Here is a 14,234-nt window from a genome sequence, read left to right on the forward strand (position 1 = left end):
GGTTTTCGGCCGGGGCGCGTGGGACGTGTGGGGCGGATGGTCCGACGCGACCTGGGACTTCTCCGGGGCTACCCGTGCAGCGGGACGAGGTCGTCGCGGTGCACGACCTCCCGCTCGTACGCAGGTCCGAGTTCCCGTGCCAGATCGCGCGTGGAGCGGCCGATGAGCAGCGGGACCTCCTTGGCGTCGAAGTTCACCAGACCGCGCGCCACCGCCCGCCCCTCGGTGTCCCGCAGCTCGACCGGGTCGCCGGCGGTGAAGTCGCCCTCGACCCCGGCGATACCGGCGGGCAGCAGCGACTTGCGGCCCTCGACGACCGCGCGCACCGCGCCCGCGTCGAGGACGAGCGCGCCCCGCGGCTCGGAGGCGTGCTGCAGCCAGAGCAGCCGGTCGGCGGAGCGGCGGCCGGTCCGGTGGAAGTACGTGCCCGTGGCGCGGCCCGCGAGGGCGTCACCGGCCTGGCTCGCGGAGGTCAGGACGACCGGGATGCCGGCGGCCGCGGCGATCCGGGCCGCCTCGACCTTGGTGACCATCCCGCCGGTGCCGACGCCCGCCTTGCCCGCGCTGCCGATCTCGACGTGCGCCATGTCGGCGGGGCCCGTGACCTCGTCGAGCCGGGAGCTGCCGGGCTTCGCGGGGTCGCCGTCGTAGAGTCCGTCGACGTCGGAGAGCAGGACGAGGAGGTCGGCGTGGACGAGGTGGGCGACGAGGGCGGCGAGCCGGTCGTTGTCGCCGAAGCGGATCTCGTCGGTCGCCACGGTGTCGTTCTCGTTCACGACGGGCAGCGCGCCCATCGCCAGGAGCTGGTCGAGGGTGCGCGAGGCGTTGCGGTGGTGGGCCCTGCGGGCCATGTCGTCGGAGGTGAGGAGCACCTGTCCGACGCGTACGCCGTACCGCGCGAAGGAAGCGGTGTAGCGGGCCACGAGCAGCCCCTGCCCCACGCTGGCTGCGGCCTGCTGCCGGGCGAGGTCCTTGGGGCGCCGCACCAGGCCCAGCGGGGCCAGGCCCGCGGCGATGGCACCGGACGACACGAGCAGGATCTCGCGCTCGCCTCCCCCACGGCTCTTGGCGAGGACATCGACGAGGGCGTCGACACGGTCCGCGTCCAGGCCCCCCGATGCGGTGGTCAGGGACGACGACCCGACCTTGACCACGACCCGCCGCGCCTCTGCCACTGACTGCCTTGCCGCTGTCACGCTCTTCCCCAAATGATCCCGATGCCCCGGACCTGCGGTCTTCCGGACCTGCAATCTACGTGAGCGCGGGGCCCTCGCGCCTGCCCGTTCCGAGGGACGGACCGGGCCGCGGGGCTCCTGGAAGAGACCTGGAGAGACCTGGGAGAGACCTGGGAGAGACCTGGGAGAGACCCGGGAGAGAAAGACGTGATCCGGGAAGGCGTATTCCGGACGGAGGCGAAAAACGCCCTCAAGGTTCAGTCCGTTTGACCCTTTATCCGGTGATTGTCGTCACGCAAGATTGCTACAGGGCCACTGCACGTCATACGGTCAGTGGTCGACTTCCCCCCATTCCCCCTTCACCCCCGCCAGGAGCCCAAGCTCGTGCCCTCTGCCGGACTCGCCCCTCGTCGCCTCGTGCAGCTTTCAGCGCTGTTCGCGATGTTCGCGCTCTTCGCGGCGCAGCTCGCGACCGCGCTGATCCCCTACGTCCCGGTCTTCATCGCCGCGGCCGCCGCGAACCTCGCGCTCGACATCTATCTGCAGTACAAGCAGCCGGGCCTCCTCTCCCTCCTTGGCAAGATCCGCTTCGACGTCACGGTCCGCCAGCTGCTGCGCGACATGCTGATCCTGGTGGGTCTGCTGCGCATCGACGGCATCGAGCCGCTGGCCGAGCAGTCCCCGCTGACCATCGCGCTGCTGGCCTTCTACGCCCTGCACTTCGGCTGCCAGGCCGTCGCCGTGCTCGTGCGCCGCGCCCGCTCGCTGCCGATCGTCACGCGCAACATCGACACCTCGGAGCTGCACCTGACGGCCGCGCCGCCGCGGATCCTCTCCCGCCGCCAGGCCCACCGTCTGCTGACGTTCTCGGTGCCCGGCACGGTCGGCCTCATGATCACCGCGGCGACCGCCGACGCGTACTGGGGGGGCATCGGGCTCGGCATCTCCATCGCCCTGATCGGCGCCGGCGCGCTCTACCTCGCCACCTGGCTGTTCCCGAAGAAGCGGGCGAAGAACGACCAGAAGGTCATGGAGTGGCTCGACGCGTGGCTCGCCGCGTACAAGCCGACCGTCGCCATGTACTTCTCGGGTGGCTCCACGTCCGCGTACCAGGCGAACATGTGGCTCTCCACCCTCTCCGAGCTCGACGGCAAGCCGCTGATCGTGCTGCGCGAGCGGTTCATGGTGCAGAAGATCGACGCGACCGACGTGCCGATCATCTGCTTCCCGAAGGTCGCCACGATGTTCTCCCTGGAGACGTCGACGCTGAAGATGATGCTGCACCCGGCCAACGCCGCGAAGACCTCGCAGGTCCTGCGCATCCCCACGGTCAAGCACGCCTTCATCAACCACGGCGAGAGCGACAAGCTCTCCTCCTGCAACCCCTACGCGAAGGCGTACGACGAGGTGTGGGTGGCGGGCCCCGCGGCCCGCGACCGCTACCAGCTCGCGGACATCGGCGTCGAGGACAAGGACGTGGTCGAGGTCGGCCGCCCGCAGCTGTCGCCGATCCGCCCGTACTCCGGCGCTCCCACCGGAGCCTTCACGACCGTCCTTTACGCCCCCACCTGGGAGGGCTGGGACGGCAACCCCGGCAACACCTCGGTGGTCCTCGCGGGCGAGAACATCGTGCGTGAGCTGCTCGCCGACCCCACCGTGCGCGTCCTCTACAAGCCGCACCCGATGACGGGCTCGCAGAACCCCGAGGCGGGCGCCGCCAACGAGCGCATCAAGGCGATGATCCTCGCGGCCAACGCGAAGCGCTCCGGCGCGCGCCCCGGCCCCGAGGCCGCCGCCGAGCTGGTCCGCCGCACCGTGGAGCTGGACCGGCTCACCGCGAGGACCTTCCGCAAGAGCGCGGACGAACAGGAGCGGATGATGCTCCAGGGCTCCCCGGACGGCGACCAGCAGGCCGCGGTGGCGGCGGCGACCGCCGCGTGGGAGACCGCGTTCTGGGCCTCCTACCCCGAGTGGGAGCACCAGATCATCACCGCCGCGCGCCCGGCGATCTTCACCTGCTTCAACCAGGCCGACCTGCTGATCAGCGATGTCTCCTCGGTCGTCTCCGACTGGCTGAGCAGCGAGAAGCCGTACGCCGTCGCCAACACCGCCGGCATGACCGAGGCGGAGTTCCGCGCGAGCTTCCCGACCGCGTCCGCGGCGGCGATCCTCGACCCCACGGCGAAGGGCATGACGGCCCTCCTGAAGGCCGTACGCGCCCCTGAGCTCGACTCCCACGCGGAAGCCCGCGCCGAGCTCAAGGAGCACCTCCTGGGCCCCTCGGACCCGCCCTCGCTGACCCGCTTCAACGCCGCGGTCCTCGCCCTGTGCGCCCAGGCCGACGCCCGCCGCGCCCGCATGGACCAGCGCGTCGACGCGGACATCCCCGGCCAGCGCGCCGCGGAGGAAGCGGCGGAGGAGATGGACCAGGACGCGGCGGAGCAGTCCGAGCAGAACGGCGCGGAGGACTCGGTCACCGCGTAGCACCACCCCGGCACGCGAGAAGGGCCCCGGAGCTTGTGCTCCGGGGCCCTTCTCGTGACCGTGGGTGACTCCGGAGAGGCGCCCCCGGCACGGGCCCTAGAAGGGCTCGAAGTCGTCGTACTCCCGCTGCGCGTCGTCCCGCTCCGCCTCGCGGTCCCTGCGGCGCTGCGCGGCCGGTCGGGGCGCCTCCAGGCGGTGGTCCTCGCCACGGCGGCCCAGCATCTCCGCGCCCGCCATCATCGTCGGCTCCCAGTCGAAGACGACCGCGTTCTCCTCCGGGCCGATGGCGACGCCGTCGCCGTTGCGGGCACCGGCCTTCATCAGCGCGTCCTCGACGCCGAGGCGGTTGAGGCGGTCCGCGAGGTAGCCGACGGCCTCGTCGTTGTTGAAGTCGGTCTGACGGATCCAGCGCTCCGGCTTCTCGCCGCGGACGCGGTAGATGCCGTCGTCCTCGCGAGTGACGGTGAAGCCGCTGTCGTCGACGGCCTTGGGACGGATGACGACGCGGGTCGCCTCGTCCTTCGGCTTCGCGGCACGCGCGGCGGCCACCAGCTCGGCCAGGCCGAAGGAGAGCTCCTTGAGGCCCTTGTGGGCGACGGCCGACACCTCGAAGACGCGGTAGCCGCGCTCCTCCAGGTCGGGCCTGACCAGGTCGGCGAGGTCCTGCCCGTCCGGGATGTCGACCTTGTTGAGCACGACGATGCGCGGACGCTTCTCCAGGCCCGCGCCGTACTCCCGCAGCTCGGCCTCGATGACGTCGAGGTCGGAGACGGGGTCGCGGTCGGACTCCAGGGTCGCCGTGTCGAGGACGTGCACGAGCACGCTGCACCGCTCGACGTGCCGCAGGAATTCGAGGCCGAGGCCGCGGCCCTGGCTGGCGCCGGGGATGAGACCGGGCACGTCCGCGACGGTGTAGACGGTCGATCCCGCCGTCACCACGCCGAGGTTGGGGACGAGCGTCGTGAACGGGTAGTCCGCGATCTTCGGCTTCGCCGCGCTCAGCACGGAGATCAGCGAGGACTTGCCGGCGCTCGGGTAGCCCACCAGGGCGACGTCGGCGACGGTCTTGAGCTCCAGGACGACGTCCCGCTCCTCGCCGGGCACGCCGAGCAGTGCGAAGCCGGGGGCCTTGCGCCGGGCGGAGGCCAGCGCCGCGTTGCCGAGGCCGCCGCGCCCGCCCTGGCCCGCGACGAAGGTGGTGCCCTGGCCGACCATGTCGGCGAGGACGTTGCCCTCCTTGTCGAGGACGACCGTGCCGTCCGGGACGGGCAGGACCAGGTCCTGGCCGTCCTTGCCCGAGCGGTTGTCGCCCGCGCCGGGCTGGCCGTTGGTGGCCTTGCGGTGCGGGCTGTGGTGGTAGTCGAGGAGCGTCGTGACGTCCTGGTCGACGACCAGGATCACGTCGCCGCCACGGCCGCCGTTGCCGCCGTCCGGGCCGCCGAGCGGCTTGAACTTCTCACGGTGAACGGAGGCACAGCCGTGGCCCCCGTTACCCGCGGCGGCATGCAGCTCGACGCGGTCCACGAAGGTGGTCATGGTTCGATGCCTCCTGGGGGTCCCCCCACGCCTGCGGGGCAGAGGGGGCTTACGGAAATGTCTTACGTCTAACACGCGAAAGGCGGACCCGCTTCCCGATCACCGGGAAGAGAGGTCCGCCCTCGCAGAACTCGCTCGACGAGCGCCTAGTCAGTCAGTGAAGACGGACTCAGGCGACCGGAACGATGTTCACGACCTTGCGGCCGCGGTGGGTACCGAACTCCACCGCACCGGCGTCCAGCGCGAACAAGGTGTCGTCCTTGCCGCGGCCGACGCCCGAGCCCGGGTGGAAGTGGGTGCCGCGCTGGCGGACGAGGATCTCACCGGCGTTGACGGTCTGACCGCCGAAGCGCTTCACGCCGAGCCGCTGAGCATTGGAATCGCGCCCGTTCCGAGTGGACGATGCGCCCTTCTTGTGTGCCATCTAGTCTCAGTCCCTTACTTCGCAGCCGTGGGGATACCGGTGATCTTGATCGCCGTGTACTGCTGACGGTGACCCTGACGACGGCGGTAGCCGGTCTTGTTCTTGTAGCGAAGGATGTCGATCTTGACGCCCTTGTGGTGGTCCACGACCTCGGCCTGGACCTTGATGCCCGCCAGCACCCACGGGTCGCTCGTCACGGCTTCACCGTCGACAACGAGCAGGGTCGAGAGCTCGACCGTGTCGCCAACCTTGGCAGTGGAAATCTTGTCAACCTCAACGATGTCGTCGACAGCAACCTTGTGCTGGCGACCACCGCTGCGCACGATGGCGTACACGCGGATCTCTCTCTCGCTCGGAACGGTGCCCCCGCAGTCCAGCCACCCGCAGAAGCGGAACAGCCTCTCTCATGGGCGTGAGCCGGGGCCCGGACCACGAGAGGAAAAAGGTTTACAGGGGGTGGCGGTGTATAGGAACACGCCGACGGTCAAGGTTACGGGGCCCACCCGGAAGGGTCAAACCGGCCCCGCTCCCCCACTCACCTGACGGGATTCTCACCGTCCGGCGGCAGCGGCTTGACGCCCTTGCACAGATCCGTCTTGTCCGCGCTGCCCGGCCAGGCCACGGCCCGCGTCCGGTCGAAGTGCGAGCGGTAGGTGTTGTGCACCGAGTCGTCGTCGATCTTGACGATCGCCTCGTCGTTCTCGCGCAGCGCGGGCGCCGTGTAGTTCTGCGAGCCGGTGAAGGAGACCTTGTTCCGCTTGCCGTCGTACATGCCGTCGACGAGCAGGTACTTCGAGTGGATGATGTAGGGCGTCGTGAGGGGCGTGCCGGGGTGCAGCGGATCCCGGTCGTCGTTGAAGCAGCGCACGGACGGCCCGCCCGACTTGTGCAGCTGCTCCCAGGTGCCCGGGGTGCCGCCCTGGCTCTTGGCGCTGTCCGTCTCCGCGTACAGGATGCTCACCGAGCAGCCGGACTTCTTCAGCGAGACGAGCTTGTCGGCGATCTGCTGCCGGGTGATCTTGAAGATCGCGGCGCGGACCTTCGTGTGCTGCGTGGTGCCCGCGGCGTCCTTGTACGTGCACTTCACGTTGTTCAGGACCGAATACATGGTGTCGGTCTCGTTGACCGTGCCGTTGCGCGGGAAGAAGTACGCCTTGTAGCGGCCGCTGCTGACCGTGCGGTAGTCCCAGTCGGCCCAGCGCTTGCCGAGCATGTCGGTGAAATAGTCCGCGTACGCGTCGTACATGGCGGGGTTGTCCGGCAGCAGCAGCGCGTCGTTGTAGAACTTCGTGTGCGCCGACGGCGTCGAGTTCGAGGTGGTCTGCACGACCACGTCCCTGGCGCCCTCGACCTCCGAGAACAGCCAGAACTTGTTGTGCATGATCGACTTGCCGTACGCGGGATTGCCCAGGCAGGACTTGCCGGTCGGACAGAGCGAGACGAACGACGTCTTGGTCCGGTCCGTGCCGAGCGCCGACTTCAGCGTGTTGTACGAGGTGTTCGTCGGCCGGTCGGTCTTGCTGGTCGAGTCGAGGAGCATCTGCACGTGCACGCCGCGGCGCTTGGCGGCCACGAGCGCGTCGACGACCGTGGCCTCCCACACGTGGTAGACCGCGACCTTGATCGTCGAGCCCGGCACCGCGGCGTTCGTCAGCTCGACGAGCCGGGTGCGGACCGCGTACTGCTCGTCGACGGAGCCCTTCGGATCGTTGAAGATCGGCCCCTCCGTCCAGGTGGGCCCCGGGTCCGCCGACGCGGTCCCCACGGAGCCGACGGCCTGGATCCCCGCCGCCGAGAGGACCGTGGCAAGCGCGACCGCCTGACGACCCCCCTTGACCGGTTTCACGGCACGGTGACGTCCCGTACCCCGCAGGCGCGCTTGCGCCATCTGTCATCCCTCCCCTGACACGGGCGCGCCGTCTCCCCAACCGCGCGCTCACGTCCCTGTTCACTTATCAGACCGCACGAGTTTTACAGGTGTCTCCCCGCGCACCAAGGCAGGGGTCCCGTCTTCACGCTTTCGGGCTGCAGAAGCCGGTTTGCCGGACACGCCGGTGCCCCCTAGTCCCGCGCGTACGCGGAACAGGGGGCACCAGGTCGCGAGGGGGTCAGCTCTCGCCGGCCCCGGCACTCGCCGAGACACCGGACGACGACTGCTCCGCCGCCGCGGCCTTCTTCGCCGTCGACTTCGTCGCCTTCTTGGCCGTCGTCTTCTTGGCGACCGTCTTCTTGGCCGCGGTCTTCTTGGCGGCCGTCTTCTTGGCGGGCGCCTTCTTGGCGGCCGTCTTGCGCGCCGTCTTCTTGGCCGGGGCGGCCTCCTCGGCGGGGGCCTCGGCCTCCGCTCCGGTCTTCTCGACGGCCTTCTCGGCCTTCTCCGCGGGCTTCTCCGCCGACGGGACGACCATGACGGCCGTCTCCGCGGAAGCGGTCGGCGCGGTGGCCTTGCGGACCGCACGACGGCGTGCACGCGGCGGCGCGGCGTCGGCGACGGGCGCCTCCGCCACGGGCTCCGCGACCGGCTCCGCCTTGGGCGCCTCCGCCACGACCACCTCGGCGGCCTCGGGGGCGGCGCTCTCCGCGGCCTTCGGCGAACCGGCGGGCGACGTCGCCTTACGGACCGCACGACGGCGCGTACGTCCCTTCGGCGCGGCGTCCTGCGGGGCCTCGGCAGCCTCGGCGTGCGCCTCCTGGGCCGCCTCGACGGCCGCGGGGGAACCCACCATCGGGTCCTCGACGGCCGGGGCCTCGCTGCGCGCGACCTCGGACTCGACGACCGGCACCTCGGCGGCCTTGGCCTCCGCCTTCGCGGCCCGCTCCGCCTTCTCGGCGGCCTTGGCCTTCCTGGCCGACTTCTTCGCCGACGCCGACTTCGGGGCGTCCTCCTTCGGAGCCTCGGCCTGCGGGGCCTCGGCCTGCGGGGCCTCGGGGGCGGACTCGGTGCGGGGGGCGCCGGCCGGAGCCGATGCCCGCCGGGTCGCCCGGCGCCGCGAGCGGCCACCGCGGGAAGCGGCTGCCTCCGCCTCGGCCGCGCTGCTGTACAGCTCCTCGTCCGCGACGAACTCGGGCTCGGGCAGCGCCACCGGGGCGGCCACCTCGGCCTCGACCTCGGCAGCGGACTCGGCGCTCTCGGCGTTCTCGGAGTAGGGCACCTCGTGCTCGTGCTCGTGCTCGTGACCGTGGTCCTGCTGGTCCGAGCCGCCGCGCCCGCGCTTCTTGCGCTTGCCGCCGCCACCGGCGGAGGTCGGCTGCTCCATGTGCACGATGACGCCGCGGCCGTTGCAGTGCACGCAGGTCTCGGAGAAGGACTCGAGGAGCCCCTGGCCGACGCGCTTGCGGGTCATCTGGACCAGGCCGAGCGAGGTGACCTCGGCGACCTGGTGCTTCGTACGGTCGCGCCCGAGGCATTCGAGCAGGCGCCGCAGGACCAGGTCCCTGTTGGACTCCAGGACCATGTCGATGAAGTCGATGACGACGATGCCGCCGAGGTCCCGCAGCCGCAGCTGCCGCACGATCTCCTCGGCCGCTTCGAGGTTGTTCCTCGTCACGGTCTCTTCGAGGTTGCCGCCCTGGCCGGTGAACTTGCCGGTGTTGACGTCGACGACGATCATCGCCTCGGTCTTGTCGATCACCAGCGAACCACCGCTCGGCAGCCAGACCTTGCGGTCGAGCGCCTTGGCGAGCTGCTCGTCGATGCGGTACGTCGCGAAGACGTCCACCTCGGACGTCCACCGGGAGAGGCGGTCCGCCAGGTCCGGCGCCACGTGCGAGACGTAGCCGTGGATGGTCTGCCACGCGTCGTCGCCGCTGACGATGACCTTGGAGAAGTCCTCGTTGAAGATGTCGCGGACCACCCGGACGGTCATGTCCGGCTCCCCGTACAGCAGGCTCGGGGAGCTGGTGGTGGACATCTTGGCCTTCTTCTGGATGTCCTCCCACTGCCCCTGGAGCCGCTCGACGTCACGGCGCAGCTCGTCCTCGCTCGCGCCCTCGGCCGCGGTGCGCACGATGACGCCCGCGTCCTCGGGGACGATCTTCTTGAGGATGGTCTTCAGCCGCGCGCGCTCCGTGTCGGGCAGCTTGCGGCTGATGCCGGTCATCGAGCCCTCGGGCACGTAGACCAGGTAGCGGCCGGGCAGCGAGACCTGGCTGGTGAGGCGGGCGCCCTTGTGGCCGATCGGGTCCTTGGTGACCTGCACGAGGACCGACTGGCCGGACTTCAGGGCGGATTCGATGCGACGGGGGCCGTTGGCCATCCCGAGCGCCTCGAAGTTGACCTCACCGGCGTACAGGACGGCGTTGCGGCCCTTGCCGATGTCGATGAACGCGGCCTCCATGGACGGCAGCACGTTCTGGACCTTGCCCAGGTAGACGTTGCCGACGTACGAGGTGGCCTGCTCCTTGTTGACGTAGTGCTCGACGAGCACGTTGTCCTCGAGGACGCCGATCTGGGTGCGCTCGCCGTTCTGGCGGACGACCATCACGCGCTCGACGGCCTCACGGCGGGCCAGGAACTCGGCCTCGGTGATGATCGGCACGCGGCGGCGGCCCTGCTCGCGGCCCTCGCGGCGGCGCTGCTTCTTGGCCTCGAGACGGGTCGAGCCCTTGATGGACGTGACCTCGTCGACGCCGGTGCCGAGCTCGCGCTCTTCCTTCTTGCGCGGCTCACGGACCTTGACGACCGTGCGCTCGGGGTCGCTGTCGCCCGGCTCGCCCTCGGCGGAGTCTCCGGCGCGACGACGGCGACGGCGGCGGCGACGGCTGCTGCTCGAGCCCGAACCGGAGTCCGCGGAGTCGTCGGCGTCCTCGTCGTCCTGCTCGGCGGTGTCCGCCGCGTCGTCGTCGCCCGCGCGGTCCGCCTGCTCGGCGGCGTCATCGGACTCGCCCGACGCGTCGTTCTGCTCGCCGTCCTGGTCGGCGGAGTCACCGCGGCGGCGGCGACGGCCACCACGACGACGGCGACGGCCCTGGCGCTCGCCGGAGTCCTCCGTGTCGTCGTCGGACTCGGCCTGCTCGACGGGGTCGGTGTCGGTGTCCGCGGGAGCGTCGGCCTGCTGATCGGCGGCGGCCTTGACGGGCTCGCGCTCCTCGGCGGCCGCGGGCTGCTCGTCGGCGGCCCGACGGCGACGGCGACGGCGCGGGCCCTGCTCCTCCTCCGCCACGGGGGCGGCGGGGGCGGCGGGAGGCGCTGCGGCGACGGGCGCGGCGGGTTCCGGCTCCGGCTCCGCGGCCGCGGCGGCGGCCGCCGCCGCGGCGCGCTCCGGGGTCTGGAACATCGGCTCGGCGAACACGGGGGCCTGGAAGACGGCGACGGCCGGGCGGGGCTTGCGACCGCCCTCATCGCCGGACTCGTCGTTGTTCCGGGCCTTACGGGCCTTCTGTCCCGCGGGGGCCGAGAATCCGGCGGCCGCGGTCTTACGGGTGGCGCGGCGACGGCGCGGGGCAGGTGCCCCGTCCTCGGCGGCGGCTTCCTCGGCGGGGGCCTGCTTCTCGGCGGCCACCGGCTCCGGGGCCTTCTTCGCGGCCTTCTCCGGCGCCTTGCCTGCGGGCTTCTCCTCCGCGGCGGCCTGCGGCTCACCGGCGGGCGCGGAGGCGCCACGGGTGGCACGGCGGCGCGCACGGCGCGGTGCGGCCTCCTCGGCGACCGGCTCGGGCGTGGTCTCGGGCTCGGCCGCGGCGGGGGCTTCCGCCACCGCGGGTGCCGTCTCCTCGGTGGCGGCCTGCGGCTCACCGGCGGGCGCGGAGGCGCGACGGGTCGCACGACGGCGCGCACGCGGCGCCGGAGCGGCCTCGGCCTCGGGCTCGGCTGCTACCTCGGCGGGCGCGGGGGCCTGGGCCGCCGCGGGCTCCGCCACCTCGGTGGCGGCCTGCGGCGCACCGGCCGGAGCGGAGGCCCTGCGGGTCGCACGGCGGCGCGCACGCGGCGCCGGAGCGGCCTCGGCCTCGGGCTGCGCCGGAGCCTCGGTGGACTCGGCCACCTCTTCGGTCTCTTCGGTGTCTTGGATGTCTTGGGCGGCGGGGGTGGCCGGTATGGCCGGAGCCGCTGCTGCGGCGCCCGTCGGCGGGCCCGCGGGACGCGAGGCGGCGCGGCGCCTGCGGCGCGGCGGCAGGGTGTCGCTGGGGGTGTCGTTCTGCGAGCCCTCAGTGGGTTCGTTCGGCTCAAGCATGCGGGCGGTTCTCCCGTCACGCTCCCGGGCGCCGCGCCTGGTCCGGTGATGGCCGCGGCTCGCGCTAGATGCGCGGGGCCGCCATCCGGGGCGTGGGCGCCGCACGGGAGCTCTCTGTCTTGTCTCGCCGGTTCCGTACGCCCAAATGCGGACGGCCTGGCGAAAGTCTCGGTCAGTGCGCTGCCCGACCCAGGTGGCTCCCGAGTACGAGGGCTGCGCGGTGACGTACGTCCTTACCGGGGGCCTTCCGGCGCCGGCACCTTCGCGGCGGCAGTTACGGCGGCCGTGGATGATGCGGCCGTGACTGCCTCGCGGTCGGGCGCGAGCGGGTCGGTCACCGTGCCGGTCTCTTCATCGAAAAGCCCCTGCGCCAGCCTGGTCACCGCTGCGGGGACCGGCGGCGCCAGGTCGGCCACAGCTCGGAGACCGGACAGGACGTCGTCAGGTCGTACGGCAGGTGTCACGTGCCGAACAACCAGCCGCAGTATCGCACAGGGCTTGTCGGTCGGCCTATCAGCGTCGGCCGTGATCGGTTCACCGTCGGTGACCGTCGCCAGGCTCACGACGGCCTCGCGGGCGTCGAAGGTGCGCATGCCGTTCTTCGTGCGGCGCTCCACCTCGACCTGCTCGGCAGCCGTGAACAGCTCGGCGGCACGCTCGGCCGTCGCGGGCTCCACACCGTCCAGACGCAGTTCCCAGACGGACGCCGTCAGCCGGTCGGCGAGTCCGGACGTGCGGGACTCGACGGCGTCGACGATGTCGAGCCCGGTGGGCATCGATTCGTCGAGGAGCTCACGGAGCTTGTCCGGGTCGCGCTGCGCGGTGAGCGCGATCTCCAGATACTCGGCTTCACTGCCCGTGCCGGTGGGTGCGGCATTGGCGTACGACACCTTCGGGTGCGGGGTGAACCCCGCCGAGTACGCCATGGGCACCTCGGCGCGGCGCAGCGCACGCTCGAAGGCGCGCTGGAAGTCACGGTGGCTGGTGAACCGGAGGCGGCCGCGCTTGGTGTAGCGCAGTCGGATTCGCTGCACCGCGGGTGCGGGCGGCGGGCCTACGGGCTGTCGCTTGCCCAGTTCTCTCAGTCCTTCGTGAGTGCGGTCGTACTGCTACCTAGAGTACGTGTCGGCGGCGCCGCAGGTTCCCGCCGGGCCACCGGTACCGGTGCCGGCTCCTTCGGCGCCCCGAAGAGCATCCGCCGCACGTCGGCCCGGGCCTGGCGCACGCTCTCCCGCGCCGAGGCGACCGCCTGCCGTGCCGTGCGGCCGACGCTGCGGGCGGCCGCGGCGGCGGGGCGCCACACCGCGTCGCGGAGGACGTGCCCGACGGGCGTGAGCACCGAGCGGTAGGCCCACCGCACCGGCTCGACGAAGATCCACCGAAGGAGTCGGCCGAGGAAGCGGCCGACGACGAGGGAGATGTGCCCTGCGATGCGCCAGGCGTGGCCGAGGGCGTCGCCGATCTCCCGCGCGACGACGGCGACCGCACGGCCGAGGGGGGCGAGCACCCACCGCCACACGGCGACGGCGGGCACGACGAAGATCCAGCGAAGGAGCGTGGCGCAGACGGTCCAGATGCCGTGCGCCAGCCATCCGATCCCGGCGCCGATGCCGCGCGCCAGCCAGGCGATGCCGTGTCCGATGGGGGTCAGCACGCGCGCGTAGAGCCACACCGCGGGGATGACGAGCAGCATCCGGCCCAGCCAGCCGAGGCCCTTGCCGATCGGCACCACCACGTACCGCCACAGGCCCACCCACGGCCAGACGAACACCGCCTTGAACAGCCAGACCAGGACGAGTCCGATGCCGCGTCCGGCAGCGGCGGCTCCGGTGCCGAGTCCCCGGGCCAGCCAGGCGATGCCGTGCCCGATCGGCGTCAGCACGCGCGCGTACAGCCACACCGCGGGGACCACGAGCAGCATCCGGCCCAGCCAGGCGAGGCCCTTGCCGATGCCGATCACCACCGCGGTGACGCTCTCCCTGAGCCGGCTGATCCCGGCGCCGAGCCCCCTGGCCACCCAGGCGATGCCGTGCCCGATCGGCGTCAGCACGCGCGCGTACAGCCACATCAAGGGGATGACGAGCAGCATCCGGCCCAGCCAGCCGAGACCCTTGCCGATCGGCACCACCACGTACCGCCACAGGCCCACCCACGGCCAGACGAACACCGCCTTGAACAGCCAGGTCAGTACGGCGGCGATGCCGCGTCCGACCGGGCGCAGCGCGTTCTTGTACAGGAACTTGCCGCAGACGGCGAGCGCGTCCCAGACCAGGCGCACGGGCACGACCAGGACGAGCACCACGATCCGGACCGGGATGCGGATCGCGACGGCGAGACAGCCCTCTGCCTGATGGTGCGCGGGCGCCGAGGGCCGCGCGGCCACCTGTTCGGGCGGCTGGTGAGGCTGCTGAGGCCGTTTTTCCAGGTCCATGTTGTCCAGGTCCATGTTGT

9 protein-coding genes are annotated in these 14,234 nt (G+C 71.7%); 1 reads left to right on the forward strand and 8 read right to left on the reverse strand.

The window, feature by feature from the left end; translation table 11 throughout:
• Positions 1-68 precede the first annotated feature (68 nt).
• On the reverse strand, positions 69-1,175 hold the full coding sequence (gene proB, locus ABZ953_RS02525; protein WP_361715369.1) for a glutamate 5-kinase: 1,107 nt from the start codon (positions 1,173-1,175) through the stop codon (positions 69-71).
• 384 nt (positions 1,176-1,559) lie between these two features.
• Here proB and ABZ953_RS02530 point away from each other — a divergent pair, with 384 nt between their 5' ends.
• Complete coding sequence (locus ABZ953_RS02530) at positions 1,560-3,659, forward strand: hypothetical protein (protein WP_361715372.1); 2,100 nt, start codon at positions 1,560-1,562, stop codon at positions 3,657-3,659.
• A 96-nt stretch (positions 3,660-3,755) separates the two neighbouring features.
• Here ABZ953_RS02530 and obgE read toward each other — a convergent pair whose 3' ends face one another.
• The 7 genes from obgE to ABZ953_RS02565 all read right to left on the reverse strand — a co-directional run bounded on the left by obgE (position 3,756) and on the right by ABZ953_RS02565 (position 14,229).
• Complete coding sequence (obgE, locus tag ABZ953_RS02535) at positions 3,756-5,195, reverse strand: GTPase ObgE (protein ID WP_361715375.1); 1,440 nt, start codon at positions 5,193-5,195, stop codon at positions 3,756-3,758.
• 169 nt (positions 5,196-5,364) lie between these two features.
• Positions 5,365-5,619 carry a 50S ribosomal protein L27 gene (gene rpmA / locus ABZ953_RS02540; RefSeq protein ID WP_030564037.1) on the reverse strand — a complete coding sequence of 85 codons (255 nt, stop codon included), beginning with the start codon at positions 5,617-5,619 and terminating at the stop codon, positions 5,365-5,367.
• Between the two features lie 14 nt (positions 5,620-5,633).
• Complete coding sequence (gene rplU / locus ABZ953_RS02545) at positions 5,634-5,954, reverse strand: 50S ribosomal protein L21 (RefSeq protein ID WP_361715378.1); 321 nt, start codon at positions 5,952-5,954, stop codon at positions 5,634-5,636.
• Positions 5,955-6,154: 200 nt separating this feature from the next.
• Positions 6,155-7,507, reverse strand: coding sequence for a phospholipase D-like domain-containing protein (locus ABZ953_RS02550; RefSeq protein ID WP_361715381.1), 1,353 nt, complete (start codon positions 7,505-7,507; stop codon positions 6,155-6,157).
• Positions 7,508-7,727: 220 nt separating this feature from the next.
• The gene (locus ABZ953_RS02555; protein WP_361715384.1) at positions 7,728-11,783 is read right to left on the reverse strand and encodes an Rne/Rng family ribonuclease; all 4,056 of its coding nucleotides are present in this window, start codon (positions 11,781-11,783) and stop codon (positions 7,728-7,730) included.
• A 233-nt stretch (positions 11,784-12,016) separates the two neighbouring features.
• The gene (locus tag ABZ953_RS02560; RefSeq protein WP_361715387.1) at positions 12,017-12,817 is read right to left on the reverse strand and encodes a TIGR03936 family radical SAM-associated protein; all 801 of its coding nucleotides are present in this window, start codon (positions 12,815-12,817) and stop codon (positions 12,017-12,019) included.
• Positions 12,818-12,864: 47 nt separating this feature from the next.
• Complete coding sequence (locus ABZ953_RS02565; protein ID WP_361715390.1) at positions 12,865-14,229, reverse strand: hypothetical protein; 1,365 nt, start codon at positions 14,227-14,229, stop codon at positions 12,865-12,867.
• Between the last annotated feature and the right edge of the window lie 5 nt (positions 14,230-14,234).

Origin of the sequence: Streptomyces sp. NPDC046465 (genome assembly GCF_040646035.1) — a bacterium.
Lineage (GTDB): Bacteria > Actinomycetota > Actinomycetes > Streptomycetales > Streptomycetaceae > Streptomyces.

Excerpts from the sequence above, each read along its gene's own strand:
- obgE (WP_361715375.1), bottom strand. The coding sequence starts at position 5,195 with ATGACCACCTTCGTGGACCGCGTCGAGCTGCATGCCGCCGCGGGTAAC.
- ABZ953_RS02550 (WP_361715381.1), bottom strand. The coding sequence starts at position 7,507 with ATGGCGCAAGCGCGCCTGCGGGGTACGGGACGTCACCGTGCCGTGAAA.
- ABZ953_RS02555 (WP_361715384.1), bottom strand. The coding sequence starts at position 11,783 with ATGCTTGAGCCGAACGAACCCACTGAGGGCTCGCAGAACGACACCCCC.
- rpmA (WP_030564037.1), bottom strand. The coding sequence starts at position 5,619 with ATGGCACACAAGAAGGGCGCATCGTCCACTCGGAACGGGCGCGATTCC.
- ABZ953_RS02565 (WP_361715390.1), bottom strand. The coding sequence starts at position 14,229 with ATGGACCTGGACAACATGGACCTGGAAAAACGGCCTCAGCAGCCTCAC.